This is a genomic window from Streptomyces sp. HPF1205 (assembly GCF_020400825.1).
GTDB lineage: Bacteria > Actinomycetota > Actinomycetes > Streptomycetales > Streptomycetaceae > Actinacidiphila.
Map to the genome: position 1 here is coordinate 23,638 of NZ_JAINVH010000021.1, position 23,995 is coordinate 47,632.

24 protein-coding genes are annotated in these 23,995 nt (G+C 75.4%); 16 read left to right on the forward strand and 8 right to left on the reverse strand.

Annotated features, from left to right (window positions below):
• Positions 1-467 precede the first annotated feature (467 nt).
• The 6 genes from acsA to K7G61_RS22980 all read left to right on the forward strand — a co-directional run bounded on the left by acsA (position 468) and on the right by K7G61_RS22980 (position 6,652).
• Positions 468-2,219, forward strand: a complete 1,752-nt coding sequence (gene acsA / locus K7G61_RS22955) for an acetate--CoA ligase (RefSeq protein WP_225848926.1) — start codon at positions 468-470, stop codon at positions 2,217-2,219.
• Positions 2,216-3,319 carry a pyruvate dehydrogenase (acetyl-transferring) E1 component subunit alpha gene (pdhA, locus tag K7G61_RS22960; RefSeq protein WP_308190681.1) on the forward strand — a complete coding sequence of 368 codons (1,104 nt, stop codon included), beginning with the start codon at positions 2,216-2,218 and terminating at the stop codon, positions 3,317-3,319. The genes acsA and pdhA overlap by 4 nt, the downstream gene beginning before the upstream one ends.
• Positions 3,316-4,323 carry an alpha-ketoacid dehydrogenase subunit beta gene (locus K7G61_RS22965; protein ID WP_225848831.1) on the forward strand — a complete coding sequence of 336 codons (1,008 nt, stop codon included), beginning with the start codon at positions 3,316-3,318 and terminating at the stop codon, positions 4,321-4,323. The genes pdhA and K7G61_RS22965 overlap by 4 nt, the downstream gene beginning before the upstream one ends.
• A 1-nt stretch (position 4,324) precedes the next feature.
• Positions 4,325-5,851 carry a dihydrolipoamide acetyltransferase family protein gene (locus K7G61_RS22970; RefSeq protein ID WP_225848832.1) on the forward strand — a complete coding sequence of 509 codons (1,527 nt, stop codon included), beginning with the start codon at positions 4,325-4,327 and terminating at the stop codon, positions 5,849-5,851.
• On the forward strand, positions 5,848-6,108 hold the full coding sequence (locus K7G61_RS22975) for an acyl carrier protein (protein ID WP_225848833.1): 261 nt from the start codon (positions 5,848-5,850) through the stop codon (positions 6,106-6,108). Before K7G61_RS22970 ends, K7G61_RS22975 begins: the two co-directional genes overlap by 4 nt.
• A 91-nt stretch (positions 6,109-6,199) precedes the next feature.
• Positions 6,200-6,652 (forward strand): CBS domain-containing protein, encoded by a 453-nt coding sequence (locus K7G61_RS22980; RefSeq protein ID WP_225848834.1) that lies wholly within the window; start codon positions 6,200-6,202, stop codon positions 6,650-6,652.
• A 42-nt stretch (positions 6,653-6,694) separates the two neighbouring features.
• Here the strand turns inward: K7G61_RS22980 and K7G61_RS22985 are convergent, their stop codons facing one another.
• The 3 genes from K7G61_RS22985 to K7G61_RS22995 form a co-directional block, all read right to left on the reverse strand.
• A complete protein-coding gene (locus tag K7G61_RS22985) occupies positions 6,695-8,188 on the reverse strand; it encodes an ATP-binding protein (RefSeq protein ID WP_225848835.1) in 1,494 nt (497 codons plus the stop codon).
• Between the two features lie 134 nt (positions 8,189-8,322).
• Positions 8,323-8,736, reverse strand: coding sequence for an Hsp20/alpha crystallin family protein (locus K7G61_RS22990; RefSeq protein ID WP_225848836.1), 414 nt, complete (start codon positions 8,734-8,736; stop codon positions 8,323-8,325).
• A gap of 110 nt (positions 8,737-8,846) precedes the next feature.
• Positions 8,847-9,065: a DUF1918 domain-containing protein gene (locus K7G61_RS22995; RefSeq protein WP_225848837.1), complete on the reverse strand. Its 219-nt coding sequence runs from the start codon at positions 9,063-9,065 to the stop codon at positions 8,847-8,849.
• A gap of 286 nt (positions 9,066-9,351) precedes the next feature.
• Between K7G61_RS22995 and K7G61_RS23000 the strand changes: the two genes are divergently transcribed.
• From K7G61_RS23000 to K7G61_RS23010, 3 genes are all read left to right on the forward strand, one after another.
• A complete protein-coding gene (locus K7G61_RS23000) occupies positions 9,352-9,561 on the forward strand; it encodes a hypothetical protein (RefSeq protein WP_225848838.1) in 210 nt (69 codons plus the stop codon).
• A gap of 106 nt (positions 9,562-9,667) precedes the next feature.
• Positions 9,668-10,543, forward strand: a complete 876-nt coding sequence (locus tag K7G61_RS23005; protein ID WP_225848839.1) for a universal stress protein — start codon at positions 9,668-9,670, stop codon at positions 10,541-10,543.
• A gap of 84 nt (positions 10,544-10,627) precedes the next feature.
• Positions 10,628-11,515 (forward strand): universal stress protein, encoded by an 888-nt coding sequence (locus K7G61_RS23010; RefSeq protein WP_225848840.1) that lies wholly within the window; start codon positions 10,628-10,630, stop codon positions 11,513-11,515.
• A gap of 47 nt (positions 11,516-11,562) precedes the next feature.
• Here K7G61_RS23010 and K7G61_RS23015 read toward each other — a convergent pair whose 3' ends face one another.
• From K7G61_RS23015 to K7G61_RS23025, 3 genes are all read right to left on the reverse strand, one after another.
• Positions 11,563-13,215, reverse strand: a complete 1,653-nt coding sequence (locus tag K7G61_RS23015) for an MFS transporter (protein ID WP_308190682.1) — start codon at positions 13,213-13,215, stop codon at positions 11,563-11,565.
• A 61-nt stretch (positions 13,216-13,276) separates the two neighbouring features.
• A complete protein-coding gene (locus K7G61_RS23020; RefSeq protein ID WP_225848842.1) occupies positions 13,277-14,077 on the reverse strand; it encodes a sigma 54 modulation/S30EA ribosomal C-terminal domain-containing protein in 801 nt (266 codons plus the stop codon).
• A gap of 66 nt (positions 14,078-14,143) precedes the next feature.
• Positions 14,144-14,608, reverse strand: a complete 465-nt coding sequence (locus K7G61_RS23025) for a universal stress protein (protein ID WP_225848843.1) — start codon at positions 14,606-14,608, stop codon at positions 14,144-14,146.
• A gap of 147 nt (positions 14,609-14,755) precedes the next feature.
• On the opposite strand from K7G61_RS23025, the gene K7G61_RS23030 reads away from it, so the two are divergent.
• Positions 14,756-15,784 carry a 6-phosphofructokinase gene (locus tag K7G61_RS23030; protein WP_225848844.1) on the forward strand — a complete coding sequence of 343 codons (1,029 nt, stop codon included), beginning with the start codon at positions 14,756-14,758 and terminating at the stop codon, positions 15,782-15,784.
• A gap of 42 nt (positions 15,785-15,826) precedes the next feature.
• Here the strand turns inward: K7G61_RS23030 and K7G61_RS23035 are convergent, their stop codons facing one another.
• Positions 15,827-16,690 (reverse strand): universal stress protein, encoded by an 864-nt coding sequence (locus K7G61_RS23035; RefSeq protein ID WP_225848845.1) that lies wholly within the window; start codon positions 16,688-16,690, stop codon positions 15,827-15,829.
• 268 nt (positions 16,691-16,958) lie between these two features.
• On the opposite strand from K7G61_RS23035, the gene K7G61_RS23040 reads away from it, so the two are divergent.
• Positions 16,959-17,873, forward strand: a complete 915-nt coding sequence (locus tag K7G61_RS23040) for a class I fructose-bisphosphate aldolase (RefSeq protein WP_225848846.1) — start codon at positions 16,959-16,961, stop codon at positions 17,871-17,873.
• Between the two features lie 67 nt (positions 17,874-17,940).
• On the opposite strand, the gene K7G61_RS23045 is transcribed toward K7G61_RS23040, so the two are convergent.
• Entirely contained in the window at positions 17,941-19,257 is a 1,317-nt protein-coding gene (locus K7G61_RS23045) for an MFS transporter (RefSeq protein ID WP_225848847.1), read from the reverse strand.
• 420 nt (positions 19,258-19,677) lie between these two features.
• On the opposite strand from K7G61_RS23045, the gene K7G61_RS23050 reads away from it, so the two are divergent.
• The 5 genes from K7G61_RS23050 to K7G61_RS23070 all read left to right on the forward strand — a co-directional run bounded on the left by K7G61_RS23050 (position 19,678) and on the right by K7G61_RS23070 (position 23,994).
• Positions 19,678-20,613, forward strand: coding sequence for a helix-turn-helix domain-containing protein (locus tag K7G61_RS23050; RefSeq protein ID WP_225848848.1), 936 nt, complete (start codon positions 19,678-19,680; stop codon positions 20,611-20,613).
• Positions 20,614-20,899: 286 nt separating this feature from the next.
• The gene (locus K7G61_RS23055) at positions 20,900-21,457 is read left to right on the forward strand and encodes a hydrogenase maturation protease (RefSeq protein ID WP_225848849.1); all 558 of its coding nucleotides are present in this window, start codon (positions 20,900-20,902) and stop codon (positions 21,455-21,457) included.
• Between the two features lie 91 nt (positions 21,458-21,548).
• Positions 21,549-22,718: a 4Fe-4S dicluster domain-containing protein gene (locus K7G61_RS23060; protein WP_225848850.1), complete on the forward strand. Its 1,170-nt coding sequence runs from the start codon at positions 21,549-21,551 to the stop codon at positions 22,716-22,718.
• Positions 22,715-23,191 carry a cyclic nucleotide-binding domain-containing protein gene (locus tag K7G61_RS23065; RefSeq protein WP_225848851.1) on the forward strand — a complete coding sequence of 159 codons (477 nt, stop codon included), beginning with the start codon at positions 22,715-22,717 and terminating at the stop codon, positions 23,189-23,191. Before K7G61_RS23060 ends, K7G61_RS23065 begins: the two co-directional genes overlap by 4 nt.
• A complete protein-coding gene (locus K7G61_RS23070) occupies positions 23,188-23,994 on the forward strand; it encodes an FAD/NAD(P)-binding protein (protein ID WP_225848852.1) in 807 nt (268 codons plus the stop codon). The genes K7G61_RS23065 and K7G61_RS23070 overlap by 4 nt, the downstream gene beginning before the upstream one ends.
• The last annotated feature ends 1 nt before the right edge of the window (position 23,995 follow it).

The following is a 23,995-nucleotide window of genomic DNA, read 5'->3' on the forward strand; positions in this document are numbered from 1 at the left end:
GCGGGTCACCTGCCGCATCGTCCACGCCGGCCTGCCGACGCTGCCCACGTTCGTCCGGAAGCCGGCCCGGCGGTAGGGCCGTGCGACCCGGGCCACCGGTACGGCCGACCCCCTCGTCGCCGCAGGGCCGCGCGGCACGGCGGCGACCGATTCGCAGGACCGCGCCCGCGGACGCAGCATGGAAAGGACGCGGAATCAGCGGAATCAGCGGTTCCGCGGTGACCGGGACGGCGGGTGCCCCCGGGGACGGACGGCGCCGCCGCCGTCGGGCCGGGAACGCCCGGAGGACGTTTCCGCGCCCGTGCCGCCCGCCAAGTCCCCCCGCGGCCACCGGTGAGCGGTGACGAACGCCGGCCGCGGTCCGGCCGCCGGGCCCCCCGGACGGCCTCCCGGATCCAGCACCTACCAAGGACCGACCGAGAACCGACCAAGAGGGGATCGCTGTGAACAAGGTGTCCGGCGGGGCCGTGCGCCCGGAACCCGGCCCCGCGCAGAGCACACCGGCCGGCCCCCACTCGTGGCAGTGGGCGCGGGAGCGTCTGGACGGCCTGCCGGACGGCCGCGGTCTCAACATCGCGTACGAGGCCGTCGACCGGCATGTCGCGGCGGGCCGGGGCGACAAGGCCGCCCTGCGCTGCGTGGCCGCCGACCTGTCGGTGACGACGGTCACGTACGCGGAGCTGGCCCGCCTCAGCGGCCGGTTCGCCTCGGGGCTGCGCGCCCTCGGCGTCGGCAGGGGGGACCGGGTGGCGACGCTGCTCGGCCGCTGCCCCGAGCTGTACGTCACGGTGCTGGGCACGCTGAAGAACACCTCCGTCCTGTGCCCGCTGTTCGCCGCGTTCGGCCCCGAGCCGGTGGCCGAGCGGCTGCGGCTGGGCCGGGTGAGCGTCCTGGTGACGACGGACGAGCTGTACGAGCGGAAGGTGGCGGCCCAGCGGGACCGGCTGCCCGACCTGCGGCACGTGCTGACGGTGGGCGAGGGCCGCCCCCCGGGCACCTCGCCGTTCGAGGCGCTGCTGGAGCGGGCCGCGGACGGCTTCGTGATCCCCGCGACCTCGCCCGAGGACATGGCCCTGCTGCACTTCACCAGCGGCACCACCGGCACGCCCAAGGGCGCCGTCCACGTCCACGAGGCGGTGGTGGCGCACTACGCGACGGGCGCGTCCGCGCTGGGCCTGCGCCCCGACGACGTCTACTGGTGCACCGCCGACCCCGGCTGGGTGACCGGGACCTCGTACGGGATCAGCGCTCCGCTGGCGCACGGCGTGACCACCGTGGTGGACGCCGGCGAGTACGACGCCCGCCGCTGGTACGGCATCCTCGCGCGCAACCGGGTCGACGTCTGGTACACCGCCCCCACCGCGATCCGCATGCTCATGCGCGCCAGCCCGCGGGGCAGCCCGCCGGACCTGCCGAGGTCCTACGATCTGTCGGCGCTGCGCTTCGTCGCGAGCGTGGGCGAGCCGCTGAACCCCGAGGCGGTCCGCTGGGGCGAGGAGGTCCTCGGACTCCCCGTCCACGACAACTGGTGGCAGACCGAGACGGGCTGCGTCATGATCGCCAACGTCGAGGGTGCGCCGATCAGGCCGGGTTCCATGGGGCGGCCCCTGCCCGGGGTGGAGGCCGCGGTCCTGGAGCGCGGCCCGGACGGGCGGGCCCGCGTCACCTCGGGCAGGGTGCGCGTGCTGGACGACCCGGACGCGGAAGGGGAACTCGCGCTGCGCGCCGGATGGCCCTCCATGTTCCGCGGCTACCTCGACGCCGAGGAGCGCTACCGGCGGTGCTTCGCCGACGGCTGGTACCTCAGCGGCGACATCGCCCGGCGCGACGCCGACGGCTGGTTCTGGTTCGTCGGCCGGGCCGACGACGTCATCAAGTCCGCCGGCCACCTGATCGGCCCGTTCGAGGTGGAGAGCGCCCTCATGGAGCACCCCGCCGTCGTGGAGGCCGGCGTCATCGGGCGTCCCGACCCGGTGGCCGGCGAGGTGGTGAAGGCGTTCGTCAGCCTGGGGCCCGGCTTCACGGCGGACACCGCTCTCGCCCGTGACATCACCGCCTTCGCGCGGCGCCGGCTCGGCCCGGCCATGGCGCCGCGTGAGGTGGTCTTCGACCAGCACCTTCCCAAGACCCGCAGCGGCAAGGTGATGCGCAGGCTGCTGCGCGCCCGCGAACTGGGCCTGCCGGAAGGTGACGTCTCCGCTCTTGAGGAGGCCCGATGAGCACGCGCACCGAGCGGCCGCACCGCGCCGCCGACCGCGGCGGACGCGCCACGCCCGCCACCAAGGCGCGCCCCGGGCCGCGGGCGCCCGAGGCGGGCACGCGGGCCGGCGGGGCACGCGCGGCGGACGCCGGCACCGACCACCGCCGCGGCCTGCTGCGCGAGATGCTGCGCATCCGCCGCTTCGAGGAACGCTGCGTGGAGCTGTACAGCGCCGGCCGGATCCGCGGCTTCGTGCACCTGTGCGTCGGCGAGGAGGCCGTGTCGGCCGGGGTGTTCGCCGCCCTGACCGCCGACGACGCGGTGGTGACCTCGTACCGGGAGCACGGCCACGCCCTGGCCCGCGGCCTGCCCGCCGCCTCGGTGCTCGCCGAGATGCTGGGCCGGGTCACCGGCTGCAGCAGGGGCCGCGGCGGGTCCATGCACCTGTTCGACACCTCACGCCGGTTCTACGGCGGCCACGGCATCGTCGCCGGCGGCCTGCCCGTCGCCGCGGGACTGGCCCTGGCCCAGCGCCTGCGCGGCGAGGACGCGCTGACGTGCTGCATGTTCGGCGACGGCGCCTTCGCCGAGGGCGAGTTCCACGAGACCGCCAACCTCGCCGCCCTGTGGGACCTCCCGCTGCTGCTGGTCTGCGAGAACAACCTCTACGCCATGGGCACCCCGCTCACCCGCGAGCACGCCCACGTCGACCTGGCCGCCAGGGCCGCCTCCTACGGCATGCCCGCCTGGGCGGTGGACGGCATGGACGTCCTCGCCGTCGAGCGGGCCGCGGGCAAGGCCGCCCGGGCCGTCCGCGACACGGGTGGGCCGGTGTTCCTGGAGCTGCGCACGTACCGTTTCCGCGCGCACTCGATGTACGACCCGGACCTGTACCGCGACAAGGCCGAGATCGAACGCTGGCGGCAGCGCGATCCGATCACCCTGTTCACCGACGTGCTGCGCGCGCGGGACGGGTTCACCGACGCGGACCTCGAACGGCTGGAGGACGAGGTCGCCGCGGAACTCGACGAGGCCCTCGCGGCGGCGGAGGAAGGCGGCGTGGAACCGGTGTCCGACCTGCTGACGTACGTCACCACCCCGGCGGAGCCGGCCTCATGACGGCGGCCGGCGCGACGACCGCGGCCGGCCCGGCCCGCACGACCTACCGCGAGGCGCTCAGGGAGGCGATGCGGGAGGCGATGGCCGCGGACGACCGCGTCCTCCTCATGGGCGAGGACGTCGGCCGCTACGGGGGCGCCTTCGGCGTCAGCCTGGGCCTCCTCGACCAGTTCGGCCCGGAGCGGGTGCGCGACACCCCGCTGTCGGAGTCGGCGTTCACCGGCGCGGGCATCGGAGCGGCCATGGCCGGGCTGCGGCCGATCGTGGAGATCATGACCGTCAACTTCAGCCTGCTCGCCCTGGACCAGATCCTGAACAACGCGGCGACCTTGCTGCACATGTCCGGCGGCCAGGTGTCCGTACCGCTGGTGATCAGGATGAGCACCGGCGCGGGCCGCAGGCTCGCGGCCCAGCACTCGCACAGCCTGGAGGGCTGGTACGCCCACATCCCCGGCATCCGCGTACTGGCGCCCGCGACGCTCGGCGACGCCCGCTGGATGCTCGCCCCCGCCCTCGCCGACCCCGACCCGGTGGTGATCTTCGAGCACGGCTCCCTCTACAACGTCTCCGGCGAGGTGGAACCCGCGAGCGGTCCTGTGGACCTCGACACGGCCGCGGTCCGGCGGTCCGGCACCGACGTCAGCCTCGTCACCCACGGCGGCTCGCTGGGCAAGACCCTCCAGGCGGCGGACCGGCTGGCCGAGGAGGGCGTCGACGCCGAGGTCGTCGACCTGCGGACGCTGCGCCCGCTGGACGACGCCACGGTCATGGAGTCGGTGCGGCGCACTCACCGGGCCGTCGTGGTCGACGAGGGCTGGCGGACCGCCGGGCTGTCGGCGGAAGTGGCCGCCCGGATCACCGAGCAGGCCTTCTACGACCTCGACGCCCCCGTGGCACGGGTGTGCGGAGCGGAAGTGCCGACCCCGTACGCGGCGCAACTCGAAGAGGCGGCGCTGCCGCAGCCCGACGGCATCGCCGAGGCGGCACGCGAGGCGGTGGGGTGACATGGGCGAGTTCACCATGCCCGCGCTGGGCGCCGACATGACCGAGGGCACGCTCGTCGAGTGGCTCGTCGGCCCCGGCGACCAAGTGCGCAAGGGCGACATCGTCGCCGTCGTGGACACCACCAAGTCGGCGATCGAGGTGGAGTGCTTCGAGACCGGGACCGTGGACCGGCTGCTGGTCGACGCGGGCACGACCGTGCCGGTCGGGGCTCCGCTGGCCGTGATCTCCGCGAAGGGGGCGCCCGAGACGCCCGCCGGCCGCCCCGCACGGCCGCCGGCCGAACCGGCTCCTGCGGCTCCTGCGGCCCCGGAACCCGGACCCGCCGGGCCGCCGCCGGCCCCGGCGGAACCCGCCGCGGGGGAGCGGGCCGTGACCTCGACACCGCTCGTACGCCACCTGGCGGAAGACGCCGGGGTGGACCTCGCCGCCGTCCACGGGACCGGCTCCGGCGGGCGGGTCACCCGCGCCGACGTCGAGCGCGAGGCGGTCGCCCTGTCCGGCACCGGAAAGCCGGGGCGGCGGGGGCGGGAAGGGCGCGAAGGGCGGGAAGGGCGGAGAGATCGGCAGGAGGGCCGCACGGGCCGGGTGCGAGCCACCCCCCTGGCCAGGAGGCTCGCGGAGGAGGAGGGGATCGACCTGGCCTCCCTCACAGGCAGCGGCCGGGAGGGGGCGGTACGCGCCGGCGACGTGCGCGCCGCGGCCGCGGGTGAGGGCGGGGCCGCGGGCGGCGGCGAAGGCGCGGGAAAGGGCGCGGGCGAGGGCGCCGCAGAGGGTGCGGGGGAAGCCGCCGCACAAGGCGCGGCAGAGGGTGCGGGCGAAGCCGCCGCAGGGGGCGAGGGCGGCGGGAGGGAAGGTCCCGAGCGGTACGCGGACATGCGCCGCACCACCGCCGACCTGATGGCACGGGCCAAGCGGGAGATCCCGCACTACTACCTGTCCACCACCGTGGACCTCGGCACGGCCGTCGCGTGGCTGCGCGAGCGCAACCGCGAACTCCCCGTGGGCCGGCGGCTGCTGACCACGGCGGTGCTGCTCAAGGCCACGGCGCTGGCCGCCCGCCAGGTGCCCGAACTCAACGGCTTCTGGACCGATGACGGCTTCGACGCGGCTCCCTCGGTCCACCTCGGCGTCGCGGTGTCCCTGCGCGGCGGGGGACTGGTCTCCGCGGCCATCCTTGACGCCGCCGAGCTGCCGCTGCCCGACCTGATGGCGCGGCTGCGGGACGTGGTCGCGCGGGCCCGCGGCGGCCGCTTGAGGGCATCGGAGAGCACGTCGGCGACCATCACCGTGACCAACCTCGGCGACCAGGGCGTCGAGGCCGTGTTCGGAGTGATCCACCCGCCGCAGGTGGCGCTGGTGGGCCTGGGCCGCGTGGTCGAACGTCCCTGGGCGGTGAACGGCCTGCTCGGCGTCCGGCCGGTGGTCACCGCCACCTTGTCGGCCGACCACAGGGCCAGCGACGGCGCCACCGGCGCCCGCTTCCTCACGGCCCTGGACGCGTGGGCGCAGAAACCGGAGGAACTGTGAACCCCGAACAGGCGACGGCACTGCTCAAGGACGTGCTCACCGGCATCGTTCCCGACGCCGACTTCGGCGCCATCGGGCCGGACACGGACTTCCGGCAGGCCCTCGACATGGACTCGCTGGACTTCCTGTCCTTCGTCGAGGAGCTCTCGGCGCGCTCGGGCTGCCGGCTCGACGAGGACGACTACCCGAGTCTCACCACCCTCGGCGCCGGCGCGGACCTGCTCGTGCGGCGCGCCCCGCCGGCGGGCCGGACGTGACGGCGGCGGACCGGCGGGCCGCCCCCGGCCTCCGCCGCACCGTACCGATGCCGAACAGGAAGGCAGGCACGACATGCGGATACGAGACGCCATGAGCGCACCCCCGGTCAGCGTCCCGCCGGAAGCCACGCTGGAGACGGCGGCACGGCACATGGCCGGCGCCGGTGTGGGAGCGCTGCCCGTGGTGGACGACGATCGCGTGGTGGGCGTGGTCACCGACCGCGACCTGGCCGTACGCGGAATGGGCCGCGGGCTGCCGCCGCAGGAGTGGGTCGCGGCCGTCATGTCCGGCGACCCCGTCACCGTCGAGGCCGACCTCACGGTTCCCGAGGCGCTGATGGCCATGCGCTCGATCGACACGCGGCACCTGCCCGTCACCCAGGACGGGCGGCTGGTGGGCATGGTCTCCTTCGACGACCTGTTCTGCTACCTCGTCGTCCAGCTCGCCGAACTCGCCAGGGTCGTCAACGCGGCCCGCCACTACCCGCCGTCGGCCGGGGATCAGGAGGCGGAGCCGGGACGGCCCGCGGAGCCGACCGCCTGAGGCGGAACGCACGGCGCCCGGACCACCGGCCGGCCGCGAGGCTCATCGACCGCGGTACAGGCGGTCCAGGTCCACCAGGACCACGTCGCCCTGCTCCTCGGCGGCGCGCAGCCCGGGACTGAAGCCGGTTCCGCTGTAGCAGGCCGGGCGGGCGTGCGTGATGTCCTCCCCGCGCGTGGCGAGCAGGGTCAGCAGGTGCCGGATCCGTTCCAGGTGGTGCAGGTCCATGACCTCGTTCCAGCGGGCCACGCCCACCGACAGCAGCGGCGCCCTCCCGGGTTCCCCCTGACCCCGCACCACGACCTCGGCGTCCAGCGCGGCCCGCCGCCCGGGCCGGTCGAGGCAGCCGTGGGCCGCCGACGCCGGCGGCGCCCCGAAGGTCGCCGCGGAGGCGAACCGCGCCGCCCACTCCCGGCAGGCGAGGGCGAAGTGCGGCTCCATGACGGCCTGGTGGAACACGGTACGGGCCCTGCGCCAGACGTCCGCGGCCGTACCCTGCTCCAGCGCCGAGCGGTGCGGCCGGGTGACCGCGTGCTCGAAGGCCAGCAGCGGCTCGCCGATCTGCAGGCGGTGCACCTTCGGCCGGAACGCGTCGGGCCCGACCTCCAGCAGCTCCGACTCCCGCAGCGCCTCGACGCAGCGCGACAGGTCGCCCAGCGGGGTGTCGAGGTATTTCGCGACCGCGCCTTCCGTCGGGAATCCCAGGGCGACGGCCCCCAGCACCGAATGGCACAGGTCGTGACCGTTGTGCCCCGCCTCGTCGTCCAGCAGGTGATCCGCCTCGTGGTACAGCGGCAGGCCGGGGTTCAGGGCGGTGCGGCACACCCAGGCGTCGAAGTCGCGCTCGTCACCCGGGGTGTCGTCCCCCACGTAGGCGCACCGGTACGCGGGGCTGCCGCCCACCACGGCGTGCACAAGCAGCGCCAGGCGGGGGTCGGCCGTGCCCCAGAACCGCGCGGCCTGCCGGAAGTCCAGCGGCCGCACCGTCAGATCCAGGTCGGCCAGGGCCCGCAGCGGCGAGGAGGCGCCGAACAGCCTGCTCATGATCGGACGGGGACTCCCGCACAGCAGCAGCCGGGTGCGGCTGCCGCCGTCCGTGCCGCGCGCGCGTATCCGCTGGAAGGCGCGGTGGATGGCCGAGGGCAGCTCCGGGCTCTGCCGTACCAGGTGGGGGAACTCGTCGATCACCACGGGCAGCGGCCGCTGCCCGCCCAGCGCGAGCAGCGCGTCGACAGCGTCCTCCCAGCCGCGCCAGTGGGACGGCGGGCCGTCGCCGCTGTAGCGGGCGAACTCCTCCCCGAGCCGCCGCAGGGACTCGACCGGGGCGGCCTCCTGGGCGGCGAAGTAGAAGCCGCCGGTCTCGGCGGTGAGCTTCTGCAGCAGGTACGTCTTGCCCTGGCGGAGGCGGCCCGACACCACCCCGAGGCCGGGTTCCGGCCGTCTGTCGCCGGCGAACGCCGCCAGCGCGTCCCATTCCGCGTCCCGGTCGAACAGCGTTTCCGGCTTGGCGTACTGAAGGGTGTCGGATCCAGGCACCGGTGACTCCCATCCTTGGCGGCCTCCCGTGCCGGTCGCGACCCGGGCGGTCGGCCGCCGGGCTCCACGCCGCCGGGGACGCCGGGGCTCCGCGTCCCCCGGTCCGCGCCCGCCGGGACGCGGGGCGGCCGGCGTCAGCCGCCCGCGCCGACGCGGATCTTGCGGGGTTCCTTCCCGGCCTCGGCCAGGGGCACCGTCACCGTGAGGATGCCCTTGTCGTAGGCGGCGGTGATGTCGTCCTCCCGGGCACCGGCCGGCAGTTGGACGGAGCGGGTGAAGGAGCCGTAGCGGAACTCCGAGTGGTGCTTCGTACGCTCCTCCTCCGAGCGCTCGGCGTGCACGGTCAGCACCCTGTCCTGCACGGTGATCTCCACGTCCTCCGCGGGGTCGAGGCCGGGCAGCTCGGCCCGCACCACGTACGCCCCCTCCTCGGTGGACTCCTCCACCCGGATCACGTGCTCACCGCCGGGCAGGTGGATCTCCCACGGAAAGTCCTCCAGCAGCTCCGGCAGCCACCGGGGACGCCTGCGCGTGACGTCGTTGGCCATGAGGGCTCACCTCTCTCCTCGTCTTCACGCTCCTCCGCCGCGCACCGGCCCGCAATTCGGGGCACGGGAGTACGAGGCGCGGGGGCGACGGGACCACGCCGGACGGCGCCCTACGCGGAGGCGTGCCCGCGCGCGTCGCGCCCGTGGCCGGTCTCCAGGTGCGTCTCGGGGCCGGGGAAGAACACCGTCTCCCGGTCGTTCTCGATCCAGCGCACCACGTAAGGCGGCGTGCCGTCCGGATGCTCCAGCCGCATGATCCGACCCCGGCGGCGGGGTCCGTCCAGGTGACGCGACTCCACCACGATCCAGTCTCCGACGTGTGCGCGCATCGGCTTCTCCCTCCGACTGCCGCACGACGGCCGGGTGCTCGCCCTCCGCGACGACGCGGTCGCCGGGACGGCGCGCGACCGCCGGTGCCACTTCCCGAGGATACGCGCGTGCCCGAGCCCCCTGCCGGGTCCCGCCCGCCGCCGGGCGCCCTCCGCCGGGCCCCGGCCGCCGGACATGCGCGGGCACGCCGCAGGCGATATGTGTGGAAAAGGCGCGTCCGCGCCTACCGCCGACGGCTACCGAGCCGCGTAGCGTCACTCCGTCACGCACCGCAAGGATCCGCACATGGCTGACAACGACACCCCCGGACCCGCCGCCGTATCCGGTGTGGACACCCGGCTCAGCCGGCTCGAAGCACAGGTGGCGACGCTGGCCGAGGCCGTACGCGCGCTGGCCCGCGGGCTGGAGGCCGTCCCCTCGCAGGAGACGTCGCCGCAGGAGCCGGCGCGCGGCGCGCGCCTGGCCCACGAGATCCTGCTCGCCAAGGGCCTGTAGCCCTGCCCGGCGGATCCCGCCCGTCCCGCGGCGCCGGGCACGAAGACCGGTGTCCGGTGGGCGCCACGAGGAGTTGCGGCGGTCCATCGACACCATGGAGCCGGCTATGACGCGTGCGGAAGGACGCCCACCCATCGTCGTCGGCGTCGACCCCGACCCGGGCAGGCGCGCGGCACTGGCCTGGGCCGCCGACGAGGCGGACCGGCGGCACCTGCCGCTGCTGCTGGTCCTGGCCATGGAGGTACCCCCCGGCTACCGCCCGGCCACCGGGCAGCCGGCCTGGGACCGGTGGCAGGAGGGCCTGCGCGCCGCGGGGAACCTCCTGCTGGAGGAGGCGGTGGCCTTCGTCGCGTCCCGACGCCCCGGGGCGCGGGTGTCCGCGGTGCTGGCCGAAGGGCATCCGGAGTGGGTCCTGCACGAGCGGGCGCGCGACGCCTCCCTGGTCGTGCTCGGCTCATGGCACCTGAGCGCCTTCCAGGAGCGGTTCACCTCGGCCGCCGTGGCCCTGCCGCTCATGGCCCACGCCCGCTGCCCCGTCGTCGTCGTCCCCGAACCGGAGCACGTCAGCGAGCGGCCCGCGTTCCTCGTGGTCGGCGTCGACGGCAGCGCGCACTCGGCGGCCGCCGTCGACTGGGCCTTCGAGGAGGCCGCGGTGCGCGGCGCGCGCCTGCGGGCCCTGTACGTGCGGCTGCCGCCGGTACCCGGCTGCGACGACGCCGCGGACTTCCGGGAGAGCCGGCGGCTGCTGTCCGAGGCGCTGGCCGGGCGCACCGCCGCGTATCCGGACGTGGACGTGCGCCACGAGGTCGTGACGGGTCACCCGGTCGAGGTCCTCACCAAGGAGTCCGAGCACGCCCTCGGCCTGATCGTGGGGTCCCGCGGCCGCGGCGGCTTCCCCGGCATGCTGCTGGGGTCCGTCAGCCAGGGCGCGGTCCTGCACGCCCGCTGCCCCGTCGTCACCGTCCCGCGCCCCTCGCCCTAGACGGGCCCGCCGTAACGCCCTCCAAGTGGCGCGCGGGCGGCGGCGAAGGGAGCCTGAGGGTGAGCGCGCAGGCGGGAGGCAACCGTGGGCAGCCTTGTCGTCGTCGGTACGGACGGTTCCGCGTCGAGTCTGGACGCCGTGGCGGCGGCGGCCGTCGAGGCCCGGCGGCGCCGCACGGGTCTGCGGGTGGTGCACGCCTTCACCTGGCCGGTGCTGCACTACCCGGTCGGCGGGCCGCTGCCGCCCCTCTCCGACGCCGACATGCACGCCCTGACCGGTCCTCTGATGGCGCGTGCGGTGGACCGCGCCCGTACCGCCGCGCCGCACGTGGAGGTCTCGCGGGCCGTGGTGGCGGGCGACGCGCTGACCGTGCTGGCCGGGCAGTCCCGGGCCGCGCAACTGGTGGTCGTCGGGTCGCGGGGAACGGGTGCCTTCACCGGGCTGCTGGTGGGATCGACCGGGGTCGCCCTCGCGGCCCACGCCCGCTGCCCGGTGCTGGTGGTGCGGGGACGGCAGGACGGCACGGGACCGGTACTCCTGGGCGTCGACGGCTCCCCGGCCGCCCAGGACGCGGTCGCCTTCGCCTTCGACGAGGCGTCCCTGCGCGGGACCGGCCTCGTGGCGCTGCACGCGTGGACGACCTGGAACGTGCCGGTGCCCCAGCCGCCGGAGGATCCCGCGGCGCCCTACGCCTACGGGTCAGGGATGCTCGCGCAGGACGAGGAGCGCCTGCTCGCCGAGGCGGTCGCCGGCTGCGCGGAGCGCTACCCGCATGTGCGGGTCGAGCGCCGGCCGCTGCGCGCCGCCACCCGGCCGGCGCTCATCGACGCGAGCCGCGACGCCCAGCTCCTCGTGGTCGGCGCCAGAGGACGCGGCGGGTTCGCCGGGCTGCTGCTGGGATCGGTGAGCCAGGCCGTCCTGCACCACGCGCACTGCCCCGTGGCCGTCGTCCGCGGCGCGGCCGGCGCCTGACCCGGGCCCGGGAGCCGTCCCCGGACCCGGGCCAGGGCACGGGCGCGTCAGGGCGCGGTACGCGGGCGGCGGCGGGCGAGCAGGTACGCGCCCGCCGCCAGGGCGAGCGGCAGGACGCTGACCGTCGCCATGGTCAGCCGCAGGGCGTCGCTGAAGTCGAGGTCGAGACGCAGCCCGGAAGCCTGGCGGAGCAGGTTCGGGTCGTACCCGGCGGCGCCCGGACTGTGCGCCATGGCGCTGCGCTCGGCGTCCACGGCCTGCTGGGCCGTGGCGACCGACACCCCGCGGTCCCTGGCGTCGTCGAGCCACCGCCGCTGGAAGAAGAGGTTCAGCAGCAGGAGGTGGACCGAGGGCCCCAGCGCGTAGCCGGTCATCCCGACCGCGGGCTGCAGGGAGGCCACGGCGCCGGACCTGCCGGGCGGAGCGTGCGCCAGCACGGTCTCGGAGACCGCGGTGGCCGTCACCAGTGATCCCAGGTTGAGCAGCCAGGTGGCCAGCACCAGGAGCCACAGCGCCATCGAGGGCTTCGCGGTGCACGCCATCAGCACACCGCTGGCGGCCATCACCAGCAGGCCCGTGATCATGACGGGCTCGGGCGTACGGGTGCCGACCAGCCGGCCGGCCAGGACGACCGCCCCCGCGACCGCCAGTGTCCCGGGCAGGTACAGGAGGCCGATCGCGCGCGGGGACAGCGACAGCACCACGCTGCCGAACTGCGCCAGCACGACGCTGAAGCCGGAGCACAGGAAGTTGAGCACCCATCCGGCCAGCAGCGCGACGGTGAAGGCGGCGCCGCGGAACAGCGCGAGGTCCACGGCGGGCTCCGGGGCGCGCCGCTCGCGCCGGACGAACAAGGCGGCCGCCGCCGCGCAGACCACCAGCGGCAGCCAGGCCGCGGCCCGCCCGGCACCGTTCTGCAGATGGGCGACGCCGACCACGAGCGCGAGAAGGGTGACGCCGACCAGGCAGACGCCCGCCACGTCGAGCCGGTGACGGCTCCCGACCGGCGGCTCGCGCACGTACCGGGACGTCAGCGCGAGGGCGGTCAGCGACATGACCGGGGCCAGCAGCATCAGCCACCGCCAGCCGACCGTCTCAACCACCCACCCGCCGACGGTCGGGGTCACCCCGCACAGCACCATTTCCGCGGCCATGAAGACGCCGATCGCCAGCGGCCGCCTGCGCTCCGGCACGGACGCCTTCAGCAGCGCCAGGCTGACCCCGATCAGGACGGCCAGCGCCAGACCGTCGAGCAGGCGCGTCGCCAGCAGGAACCGGTATCCGGGGGAGAGGGCGGCGAGCAGGTTGACGACCGCGTTCGCCACGAGCCCGATCACCAGCAGCCGCTTGAGGCCGTAGGCGTCCGCGAGGCCGCCCACCGCGAGGACGGCGGCGGCCACGACCAGCGTGGACGCGCCGCTGAGCAGGCCGACGAGGTCGGGCGGCACGTGCAGGGAGCGGGTGATGTCCGGCAGGTTCAAGCTGAGCACCAGCGGGTCGACCGTCGTGATCGCGAAGGCGATGGCGAGGCCCAGGACGACGGGAAGGAAGCGCTCCGGGGCGCGCCCCGCCGGCGCCGCGCCACCCCTCGTACGCCGTCCCGCCGGCCGCGGACCCCTCGGGCCGCGCCGTCCCGCCCGGCCGTCGCGACGGCGGGCGGCCGTCACCGCGCTCGTTCGGACACGCCGCGCGGCACGCACCGGCCGCGGGGCGCCACCCCGGTGATCATGGTCGGTCCCTCCTCCTCACGGGGCGCGGCCGTCAGTCGGCGGGGGTGATGAGGCCGTAGTGGCCGTCGTATCGGTGGTAGAGGACGTTCCCCCGTCCGGTGGTGTCCTCGGCGAAGAAGACGAACGGGTATCCGGTGAGGTCCAGCCGCCGTTTGGCCTGCGCCACGGTCATCCGGGGAGCGGGCAGGTCGCTGACCGTGATCGGTACGGCCGTGCCGCTCACGCTCTCCTCGCCCGGGTGCGTGCGGGCCAGGCGGTAGCCGGTCGGGCCGGACCGGTACAGCACGCTGTCCTCGCCGGTGTCCAGGTCGGTGAACAGGTGGAACCCGTAGTCCATCAGTTCCATCTCGAAGGCCGCCTCGTCGGGCGTCTCGCGGGCCAGGGAGAAGGACTTGTGCCGTACCACCCTGCGTTCCTCCGGCGGGCGCGGGAACCAGTCGGGACGCCGGGCGGGCTCGTCGCCGTGCCGCCACTCGTGCGGCCCCCCACCCGGTCCTCTCTCGCGGCGTGCCTCGTCGTGCTCCGCCAGGCTCTCCAGCCGCGCCGCGAGCCGGTCCCGGAGCACGTCGACCGCCTCCGTGACGGTGGCGGCGGCGACGTGCGCGCGGACCGGGCGGCCGTTGACGTCCAGATTGGCCTGGGCGATCACCGGCCGGTCCACCGCCGGATCGGCCTGGTGGGTCAGCCGCACACGGGCGAACAGCACCGGCTCGCGGGTCCGGTCGAACAACGCGCCCACCTTGTCGAGCGCGTAGTCCTCGGTGCCCGGCGGCATCTGCCCCCTGGTCCGCACCTCGATCTCAGGAGCCTGCTGTGGTGTCCGTCGCTTCATGGCGTCCCTCCTGACCGCTGTTGCCCTTGGCTTCCCGCGGCGCGTACGGCACGGGACGGTCCCCGGTCACGTGACCTCGCCGGAGCCGCGGATGACGACGACGGGGCAGGGGGCGTGCTGCACGCAGTGCTGGCCGACCGAGCCCAGCAGGGCCTCGGCGAACCCGCCGTGGCCCCGGTTCCCCACGACCAGCAGCCGCGCTCCCGCGGCGGCGTCGATCAGGACGCGGGCCGGGTGCCCCTGGACCGCGACGGGGCGCAGGTCGACCGGCCGCCCCGGACCGGGGCCGAGTGCCTCGTCGACGGCCCGGTCCAGGATCCGGCGCGCCTGCGTCTCGTAGTCGCCGGGGCCCGTGCCGGTCGGCGGGGCCAGCCCGTACCAGGAGGTCGGGAAGTCCCAGGCGATGACCGCCTCGACCACCGCCCTGGTCAGCTTCCCCTGGGCGACCGCCCAGCGCAGGGCCGCCTTGGACTGTCCGGAGCCGTCGACCCCCACCACGATCCGCGGGGCGGACGTCGCTTCCTCGCTCATCACCCACCTGCCCGGTCACGCTCGGCCCCCTCCTCCCACCATCGCCGCGGCGGCGCGGGGCCGCACCTCAGGGGAGGTCAGGAGGCCGTGCGCCGCGCGTCATATGGGTCCAAGCTGAAAGGGGATCCCATCCGAGGGAGAGCAGCCATGCGGGTAGGAGTGCTGACCGGAGGCGGTGACTGCCCCGGTCTCAACGCGGTGATCCGCAGCGTCGTACGCAAGGGCGCGCAGGAGTACGCCTGGAAGTTCGTCGGATTCGTCGACGGCTGGAGCGGCGCGGTCAACGACGTCACGGTGCCCCTGGACGTCCCGGCCGTGCGCGGCATCCTCCCGCTCGGCGGCACGATCCTCGGCTCCTCGCGCACCAACCCCCTCCGGCTCGACAACGGGGTCGAGCGCATCAAGGACACCCTCGCGGCGCACAGGGTCGACGCGCTCGTCGTCATCGGCGGTGAGGACACCCTCAGCGTCGCCGCCGCCCTCGCCGACACGGGGGTCGCCCTGGTCGGCGTGCCCAAGACCATCGACAACGACGTGGGCGGCACCGACTACACCTTCGGCTTCGACACGGCCGTGGGCATCGCGACCGAGGCCATCGACCGCCTGCACACCACCGCCGAGTCCCACAAGCGCACGCTGGTGGTCGAGGTGATGGGGCGCCACTCCGGATGGATCGCGCTGCACTCGGGCGTCGCCGGTGGCGCGAACGTCATCCTCGTCCCGGAAGTGGAGTTCGACGTCGACCGCGTCTGCTCCTGGGTGGAGAACCGCTTCGAGATCAACTACGCGCCGATCGTGGTGGTGGCGGAGGGAGCGGTCCCCAAAGCCGGGCAGATGGTCGTCAAGGACGAGTCGCGCGACGCCTTCGGGCACGTCCGCCTGTCCGGGATCGGCGACTGGCTGGCCCGGGAGATCGAGAGCCGCACCGAGAAGGACGCCCGCACGACCGTCCTCGGCCACATCCAGCGCGGCGGCACACCCAGCGCCTACGACCGGTGGCTGGCCACCCGCTTCGGCCTGCACGCCGTGGACGCGGTCAAGGACGGCGACTTCGGCACGATGACGGCCCTGCGCGGCACGGACATCACACGCGTCCCCCTCGCGGAGGCGACGAAGGCGACCAAACGCGTCCCGGAGGACCTGTACGCGGAGTTCGACGTGTTCTTCGGCACCTGACGCCTCGCGCGCGTACGCGACGCCGTACGCGTACGTGACGCCTCAGGCGTACGCGCCGGGCACGACGGCCACCGGGCAGCCCGCGTGGTGCAGGACGGCGTGGGCGACCGGGCCGAGCCGAGGGGTGTGCGGGCGCGGGCCCGGGCCGCGGCCGAGGACCAGCAGATCGGCTCGCCGCGAGGCGCGGACCAGCGCGTACGCCGGATGCAGGAGCACGACGTCCGGCCGGGCCGCGACGTGCGGGTACGTCTCCCGCCACGTCCGCAGCACGTCGGACAGCCGCTGGACCTCCTCGTCCTCCCACGTGCCCCGGTCCTCTTCCGGCACCCCGAGGACGGCCTGCGGCGAGACGCCGGGCGGGGTCCACGCGCGCACGGCACGCACCGCGGCGCCGCTCGTCCGGGCGGCGCGGAAGGCGAAGTCCACGGCCGGCCCCGCCGCGTGCCGCGCGCCGACGCCCACGACGACCTCCGGCTCGGGCACGGCGGCCTCCGCCGGCACCACCACGACGGGGCAGGAGGCGCCGCTCGCCGCGGCCAGCGCCGTCGCGCCCACCACGAGGCCGTCGAACCCGCCGTCCCCTCGTGCCCCCACGACGAGCAGCGCGGCGCCCTCGCAGGCCGCGAGCAGGCCGGCCGCGGCCGGCCCGGCGACCTGTGCGCCGGTGACCGCCACATGGGGATGGAGCACGGCCAGGCGGGCCTCGGCGCGGTCGAGCAGGTCCTGGCCCGACCGCGCCCAGGAGAACGCGGCCGCCGCTTCGGCGCGGTCGTGGTCCGGGGCGGGCGGCGCGGCGTGCACCAGGCGCAGTCCGAGGCCGCGAAGGGCCGCTTCCCGGGCGGCCCACTCGGCGGCGACGAGGCTCTCGTGGGATCCGTCGATCCCGGCCACGACGCTGCGGGTCATCGTGCGCTCCTTCCCGCCGTCGCCGTCGCCGTCGCCGCGCCGCGTCCGGGCCGGCGGCCGAACGGTCCTGCCGGCCTCCCGACGGCGCCCGGCCCTCCGGCGGCACTGCCACCGGGCGCGGTCACCCCCGGTGACCATTGTGGAATCCCCCACTCGGCGCCACCACCCGGGACGGGCGGCCGGAGGTGTCCCGAACATCCCGTTCGGTCCCGGAATGGGGCCCAATGGACCCTGCTGTGAGCTTCGCGCCCTGTGTGACGCTTGCGGCATGACGAGGCAACCAGGCAAAGGCATCAGCGGCGCCGGGCTCGGCACGGGGAAGAAGACCCGCCTCAACCGGATCCTCCACCAGCACGGCCTGGGCAACGGCACCGCGATCTTCCTGCCGTACGACCACGGGCTGGAGCACGGCCCCCGCGACTTCGCCGCCAACCCCGCGGTGAGCGACCCCGCGTACATCATCAGGCTCGCGCTGGAGGGGCAGTTCAACGGCATCGTCCTGCAGATCGGGCTGGCCGAGAAGTTCTACTGGGACTTCGCAGGCGAGGTGCCGCTCGTCCTGAAGCTCAACGGGAAGACCGACATCCCTTCCGACGCCGAGGCTCTGTCGCCGCTGCACGCGTCGGTGGCCGACGCGGTCCGGCTCGGCGCCGACGCCGTCGGCTACACGCTGTACGTCGGCAGCCCCGCCCAGGAGACGGACTTCCGGCAGCTGCGGCAGGTGCGGGAGGACGCCCAGCGGCTGGGGATGCCGCTGATCGTGTGGGCCTATCCCCGCGGCGCCGCGATCGAGGCGAAGGGCGGCAAGGACTCCTTCTACGCCGTCGACTACGCGGCGCGCACGGCCGGCGAACTCGGCGCGGACATGGTCAAGGTGAACTTCCCCCACCCGGAGAAGATGTCCGGGGTCAAGGAGGCCTACCGCCACGAGTTCTCCCCCCAGCAGGCCATCGACGCGGTGGTGCGGTCGGCCAACCGCACCCTGGTGCTGGTCTCCGGCGGGGAGAAGGCGGGCGACGAGGCCATGCTGGAGAAGGCACGCCAGTCGATGGAGGCGGGCGCGACCGGGCTGATCTTCGGACGCAACGTCTGGCAGCGTGAGCACGACGAGTCCCTCACGTTCGTGGCCCATCTGCGGGACATACTCGCCAAGTACCCCCGCGGCGGACCGCCCGGTACCTGACGCGGGCAGCCCCGCAGGCCACCGCGCGCGTCACCGCGGACGGCCGGACGCCGGCCCGGACGGATCGTCACCGGGCCGGCAGCAGCAGGCGGGACAGGACGGCCGTGCAGAGCAGGAGCGCGGCGGCCGCGAGCAGGCCCACGCGCATGCCCGGCAGGCTGAAGGCGCCGCCGGGGCCGTTGAGGAGACTGCCGAAGACGGCGACGGACAGCGCGCCGCCCGTCTGGCGCAGCGAGTTGAGCAGGCCCGAGGCGGTGCCCGTGCGCTCCGCCGGCACGGCGTCCATCAGCAGCGCGGTCAGCGCGGGCACGGTGAGCGCCCCGCCGACGCTGAGCGGCAGCAGCAGGACGAGCACGAGCCACAGCGCGGTGTGCGCGGCCAGCGGCAGCATGGTCAGCATCGCCGCGCTGAAGATCACCTGCCCGGTCACGATGACCCGCCGCCGCCCGATCCGCTCCGCCAGCCGGGGCGAGACCAGGTTGGTCGCCGTCACCACCGCCGACATCGGGACGAACATCAGCCCCGCCCCGATCGCCGACATGCCGCGAAGCTGCTGGTAGTACAGCCCGAGCAGGAAGATCCCGCCGTAGAAGGCGGCGTTGAGGGCGAAACCGACCACGAGCGGGACGCTCACCGCGCGGTTCGCCGGCATGCCCGGCGGGACCATGGGCCGCGGGTGCCGGGCCTCCACCAGGAAGAAGGCGCAACCGGACGCGACGGCGATCGCGGCCGCGGTCAGTACGGGGCCGCTGGTCCAGCCCAGGTGCCCGCCCTCGATCACCGCGAACGCCGGTCCGGCCAGCGCCAGTACGGCAGTGACCTGGCCGCCGCCGTCCAGCGCCGCGGGCCGACGCGGTGACCGCGGCACCCGGACCAGCAGGGCGGTGATCAGCACCCCCACCGGGAGGTTGAGCAGGAAGACCGCCCGCCAGCCGGCCGTGTCCGTGAGCAGTCCGCCCAGCACCGGCCCCGCCGCCATCGCCACCGACCCGCCGACCGTCCACAGCGCGATGGCCCGGGCGCGCGCCCGCGCGTCGTCGTACGCCTGCCGGATCAGCGCCAGCGAGGCGGGCATGACGACCGCGGCGGCTCCGCCCTGCGCCACCCGCGCGGCGACCAGCACACCGATGCCGGGGGCGAGCGCGCAGCCGAGCGAGGCCAGGGTGAAGGCGCACACCCCCCAGGCGTAGGCGCGGCGGGCGCCGGCGCGGTCGGCGAGGGCGCCGGCGGAGAGCATCAGGGCCGCGAACATCAGGGTGTAGGCGTCCACGACCCACTGCAGCCCGGCCATCCCCCCGCTCAGGGAGTCACGGATCGAGGGCAGCGCGATGTTCACCGCCGAGACGTCGATGGTGATCACCGTGAAGCCGAGCAGCGAGGCCACCAGGGCGACGCCCGTGTGCCGCGGCGGCGCCCCCGCGGGCGGTGCGTCGGGCCGGGCCCGCGTCCCGAGGGCACGAGCCCGCGTCCCACGTATGCGGGCCCGCGTTGCGTGGGTACGGTCACGGGCCCGGACGCCGCCAGGGGCCGCGGACGTTGACGGGGAAGGGGCGACGGGCACGGTGACCTCCGAGGGAAGCGGGTACGTCTGACGGTGTTCGGTGGAACCGGGCGGGCGGCGTGCCGACCGGAGCCGCGGCCCGGTGTCCAGCACCCCCTGGGCTCCGGCGGGCACGCCTCCCGCCGCACGGCAGACTCTTCCGCGGCGCGCGGCCGCCCGGCAGACCGCGCCGTACCCGGGTGCCGCGTTCCAGGCCCTGACACGGCCCCCCACCGTTCCCGGCCCGCCTGCCACAATGGGTGGATGGCGGCAGCGGACGGGCGGGGCACCGAACTCGGCAGATACCTCAAGGCGCGCAGGGCGCAGGTGCGCCCCCAGGACGTGGGCCTGCCGGCCGGGGCGGGGCTGCGCCGCACGCCAGGGCTGCGCCGGGAGGAGCTGGCCGCGCTGGCCGGGGTGAGCGTCGACTACTACATCCGCCTGGAGCGCGGCAGGGAGACCAACCCCTCGCCCGCCGTCCTCGACGCCCTCGGCCGCGCGCTGCGGCTGCGCGGTGACGGGTACGAACGCCTCCACGAGCTGGCGGAGCTGGCCTCCGGCCGGCTCTCCGAGCTGCCGGCCTGCGCCGACCACACCGTCCGCGACTCGGTGCTGCGGATGCTGGAGTCGGTCCGCCCGCTCCCCGCGTACGTGGTCAGCCGCTACAACCACCTGCTGGCCGCGAACCCGCCCGCCGAGCGGCTGCTGCCCGGCATCTGGGACTGGCCCGAGCGGCAGCGCAACCTGACGCGCTATCTCTTCCTGCACCCGGTGGGCCGGGTGCTCTACGAACCGTGGGAGGAGACGGTCGCGAACTCGGTGGCCCACCTGCGGGCGGTCGCGGGGGCGGACCAGGCCGACCCCGAACTGGCCGCGCTCGTCGACGAACTTGCCCTGAAATCACCGCAGTTCGCACGGCTGTGGGAGCGGTACGACGTCTGCGAGCGCGGTGGCGGGCAGAAGACCTTCCGGCACCCGGCGGTCGGGCGGATGACGCTGACCTACGAGGTCATGCGCCTGGCCAGGACCGGAGGCCAGCGGATGGTGGTCTACCAGGCGGTCCCCGGCACCGCGGACGAGGAAGCCATGCTGCGGCTGGAATCCGCCGACGCCCGGCCCGAGCCGGCGGCGGCCGGCCACCCGGAGCAGGCCCCCGAGGCCCGCACCGCACGCCCTCTGGCCCCGGCCCGCGCGGGCTGAGCCGCACCACCGGGCCGCGCGGGCCCGCACCGGGCCGCACTGGGCCGCACTGGGCCGCCCGGAGGGTGCGGTCGCGTGTCGCCGGCGGCTCTCCCCGCACTCCCGCCGACACTGAGGGGACGAACGGGCGCAGGCCGCGGTCCTGCCGTACGGGTCCGTTCGGTCCGTTCGGTCCGTTCGGTCCGCTCGTTCCGTTCGGTCCGTTCCCCGCCGTACGGTCCGCCGCGCCTCGACGAGCCGCGTGCTGCCCGTGCCGGAGACGTGCGGGTCCTGGAGAGGGGCAGGGGTGACGGCGTCCGCCGGTGCGGTTGTCATCGGGATCGGCAACGGGTTCCGGCGCGACGACGGCGTCGGACCGGTCGTGGCGGAACTGGTGCGGGAGCGGTCCGCCACCCTCCCGCTGCCCGCGGGGACCGCGGTGCACACGTGCGACGGGGATCCGGGCCGGCTGATCGGGCTGTGGGAGAACGCCGCTCTGGCGGTCGTCGTCGACGCCTGCTTCCCCCCTTCCCCGCGTCCGGGGCGCGTCCACCGCTGGTGCCCGCTCCCGGACGCCGTGCCCCGGCTCGCGGCGCGGCACAGCACCCACGGCCTCGGCCTGGCCGAGGCGGTGCGCCTCGCCCACGTCCTCGGGCGCGGCCCCCGCCGTCTCGTCGTCTACGCGGTCGAGGGCGCCGACCGGTCCCTGGGCACCGGCCTGACGCCCGCGGTGGCCGACGCGGCGCGGGCCCTGGCCGGGCGCGTCGAGGACGACCTCACCGGCACGGCACCGCCCGGCACAGAGGCGACGGGGCGGCCGATCCGGTTCCCCTCGGGGGACACGCCGGACGGCCACCCGAGCTGACGCGCCCTCACCTGAGAGCTTGTCCGTAGCCGGCCCGTGCCGGCCCACAACTGGTCCGTAGCTGCCACCAGGCCGGGCGGAGGGAACGAGCATGACGCACCCCGGGGACGCCGGGACACCCCCGAACGGGCGGAGCGAGGCGGTACTGGACCGCGACGGTCTGCACGCCCTGGTCCGTGTCCTGCGCGAGCGCGGACGTACGGTGATCGGCCCCACGGTACGGGACCGCGCCATCGTCCTCGCCGAACTGGAGTCGGCCGACGACCTGCCGCACGGCTGGGGAGTCGATCTGGAGGCGGGCCGGTACCGGATCCGCCGGCGCCGCGACGGCGCCGTCTTCGCGCACAGCGCGGGACCGCAGTCCTGGAAGTCGTTCCTGCACCCCCAGCGCGTCCGGCAGTGGACGGCCGACCGGGACGCCTCCGGAGAGCTGACCGTACGCGAGGAGGAGCCGCCCGCCGTGTCGTACGCGTTCCTCGGGGTGCGGGCCTGCGACCTGCGGGCGATCCGCGTCCTGGACCGGGTGATGACCGGCGGTCGCTTCCCGGACCCCGCCTACGGCTCCCGCCGCACGGGCGCCTTCATCGTCGCCGCCGAATGCACGGAGCCGGGCGCCACCTGCTTCTGCGTCTCCATGGACGCCGGCCCGGCCGTCGACGGCGGATACGACCTCGCCCTCACCGAGGTGCTGGACGAGGCGGGCCACCGCTTCCTGTGCCGCAGCGGGAGCGAGGAGGGCGCCGCCGTCCTCGCCGAACTCCCGCGCGGCGACGCCGATGACGCCACCCGTACCGCGGCGGCCGCGGCCGTCCGCGGGGCCGCCGAGCACATGGGCCGGTCCATGCCGCCGGTCGACCTGCGCGCCCTGATGCGCGACACCCTGGAGGCCGACCGCTGGGACGACGTCACCGCCCGCTGCCTGAGCTGCGGCAACTGCACCATGGTCTGCCCCACCTGCTTCTGCACCACCACCGAGGACGTGACCGACCTGACCGGCGACCACGCCGAGCGCTGGCGCCGCTGGGACTCCTGCTACGACCTGGACTTCACCCTCCTGAACGGCGGATCCGTCCGCGCGAGTGCCCGCAGCCGCTACCGCCAGTGGCTCACCCACAAGATCGGCACCTGGCACGACCAGTTCGGGAGCTCCGGCTGCGTCGGCTGCGGCCGGTGCATCGTCTGGTGCCCCACCGGCATCGACCTCACCGAGGAGGCCCACGCCCTGCACCGGGAGGCGACGGCGAAGGGCACCGCGCGATGACCGCCCGCGGCGGCACCGAGCACGGTCCCGGCATCCTCCCGTCGCTGCCGGCGGAGCACCGGGAGCGGCTGATGGGCCTCGCACACGAGGTGCACCGTCCCGGGTCCGTCCGCCTGTTCGAGGAGGGCGGGGCGGCCGACCGGTTCTGGATCATCCGCACGGGCGAGGTCGCGCTCGACATCCACATCCCCGGCCGCGGCCCCGTCGTCGTCGAGACCGTCGGCCCGGGCGGCCTCGTCGGCTGGTCGTGGCTGTGCCCGCCGCACCAGTGGCACCTCGGGGCCGAGACCCGCGGCCCGGTGAGCGCCTGGGAGTTCGAGGCCGGGCCGGTCCTCGACCTGTGCGCGGCCGAGCCGCCGTTCGGTCTGGCGCTCGTCGGCCTCGTCGCCGAGACGATCGGGCACCGCCTGCGCGCGACCCGGACCCGGCTGCTCGACCTCTACGGGCCCAAGACGGTCGGACCCCGTTCATGACCCTCGTCCCCGGCCCGTACCGCGTCGTGCGCCGGCACCGCGAGACCGCCGACACCGTCACGATCGAGCTGGAGCCCGCCGGGGCGCCCCTGCCGCCCTTCGCGCCCGGCCAGTTCGCCATGGTGTACGCGTTCGGCGTCGGCGAGATCCCCCTCTCGGTGTCCCGCACGGCCGCGGACGGCCGGCTCACCCACACCGTCCGGGCGGCCGGCGCCGTCTCCCGCGCGCTGTGCGGCCTGCCGGTGGGCGCGTCGGTCGGCGTACGCGGCCCGTTCGGCACCGGCTGGGACCTTCCGGCCGCACGCGGCCACGACCTGCTCGTCGTCGCCGGAGGCATCGGGCTCGCCCCGCTGCGCCCGGTCATCGACGCCGTCCTGGCCGAGCCGGCCGCGTACGGCCGCCTGAACGTCCTGGCCGGCGCCCGGACACCGGACGACCTGCTGTACGGCGCCGAGTCGCCCACCTGGCGGCGGCCGTTCGGCGCCGTCACCGTCGACCGGCCGCGTGACGGCTGGACCGGGCGGGTCGGCGTCGTCACCGCTCTGCTCGGCGAGGCGCGGTTCGCCCCCGACCGCACGACCGCGTTCGTCTGCGGCCCCGAGGTCATGATCCGCGCGACCGCCCGCCAGCTGACCCACCGGGGGGTGCGCGCGGACCGCGTCCGTATCTCGCTGGAGCGGAACATGCGCTGCGCGACCGGCCACTGCGGCCACTGCCAGCTCGGGCCCCTCCTGCTGTGCCGCGACGGACCCGTCGTCGGCTACGACCTGGCCGAACCGCTGCTCACCGTACGGGAGCTGTGAG

What these genes read in the sequence shown, in the direction of transcription:
- K7G61_RS22995 (WP_225848837.1), bottom strand. Translation starts at nt 9,065, where the DNA reads ATGCGCGCACACGTCGGAGACTGGATCGTGGTGGAGTCGCGTCACCTG.
- pdhA (WP_308190681.1), top strand. Translation starts at nt 2,216, where the DNA reads ATGAGCACGCGCACCGAGCGGCCGCACCGCGCCGCCGACCGCGGCGGA.
- K7G61_RS23035 (WP_225848845.1), bottom strand. Translation starts at nt 16,690, where the DNA reads ATGACCCGCAGCGTCGTGGCCGGGATCGACGGATCCCACGAGAGCCTC.
- K7G61_RS23065 (WP_225848851.1), top strand. Translation starts at nt 22,715, where the DNA reads ATGACCGCCCGCGGCGGCACCGAGCACGGTCCCGGCATCCTCCCGTCG.
- K7G61_RS22965 (WP_225848831.1), top strand. Translation starts at nt 3,316, where the DNA reads ATGACGGCGGCCGGCGCGACGACCGCGGCCGGCCCGGCCCGCACGACC.
- K7G61_RS23040 (WP_225848846.1), top strand. Translation starts at nt 16,959, where the DNA reads ATGACGAGGCAACCAGGCAAAGGCATCAGCGGCGCCGGGCTCGGCACG.
- K7G61_RS23070 (WP_225848852.1), top strand. Translation starts at nt 23,188, where the DNA reads ATGACCCTCGTCCCCGGCCCGTACCGCGTCGTGCGCCGGCACCGCGAG.
- K7G61_RS22970 (WP_225848832.1), top strand. Translation starts at nt 4,325, where the DNA reads ATGGGCGAGTTCACCATGCCCGCGCTGGGCGCCGACATGACCGAGGGC.
- K7G61_RS23000 (WP_225848838.1), top strand. Translation starts at nt 9,352, where the DNA reads ATGGCTGACAACGACACCCCCGGACCCGCCGCCGTATCCGGTGTGGAC.
- K7G61_RS23060 (WP_225848850.1), top strand. Translation starts at nt 21,549, where the DNA reads ATGACGCACCCCGGGGACGCCGGGACACCCCCGAACGGGCGGAGCGAG.
- K7G61_RS23005 (WP_225848839.1), top strand. Translation starts at nt 9,668, where the DNA reads ATGACGCGTGCGGAAGGACGCCCACCCATCGTCGTCGGCGTCGACCCC.
- K7G61_RS22990 (WP_225848836.1), bottom strand. Translation starts at nt 8,736, where the DNA reads ATGGCCAACGACGTCACGCGCAGGCGTCCCCGGTGGCTGCCGGAGCTG.
- K7G61_RS22980 (WP_225848834.1), top strand. Translation starts at nt 6,200, where the DNA reads ATGAGCGCACCCCCGGTCAGCGTCCCGCCGGAAGCCACGCTGGAGACG.
- K7G61_RS23050 (WP_225848848.1), top strand. Translation starts at nt 19,678, where the DNA reads ATGGCGGCAGCGGACGGGCGGGGCACCGAACTCGGCAGATACCTCAAG.
- K7G61_RS23020 (WP_225848842.1), bottom strand. Translation starts at nt 14,077, where the DNA reads ATGAAGCGACGGACACCACAGCAGGCTCCTGAGATCGAGGTGCGGACC.
- K7G61_RS23030 (WP_225848844.1), top strand. Translation starts at nt 14,756, where the DNA reads ATGCGGGTAGGAGTGCTGACCGGAGGCGGTGACTGCCCCGGTCTCAAC.
- K7G61_RS23025 (WP_225848843.1), bottom strand. Translation starts at nt 14,608, where the DNA reads ATGAGCGAGGAAGCGACGTCCGCCCCGCGGATCGTGGTGGGGGTCGAC.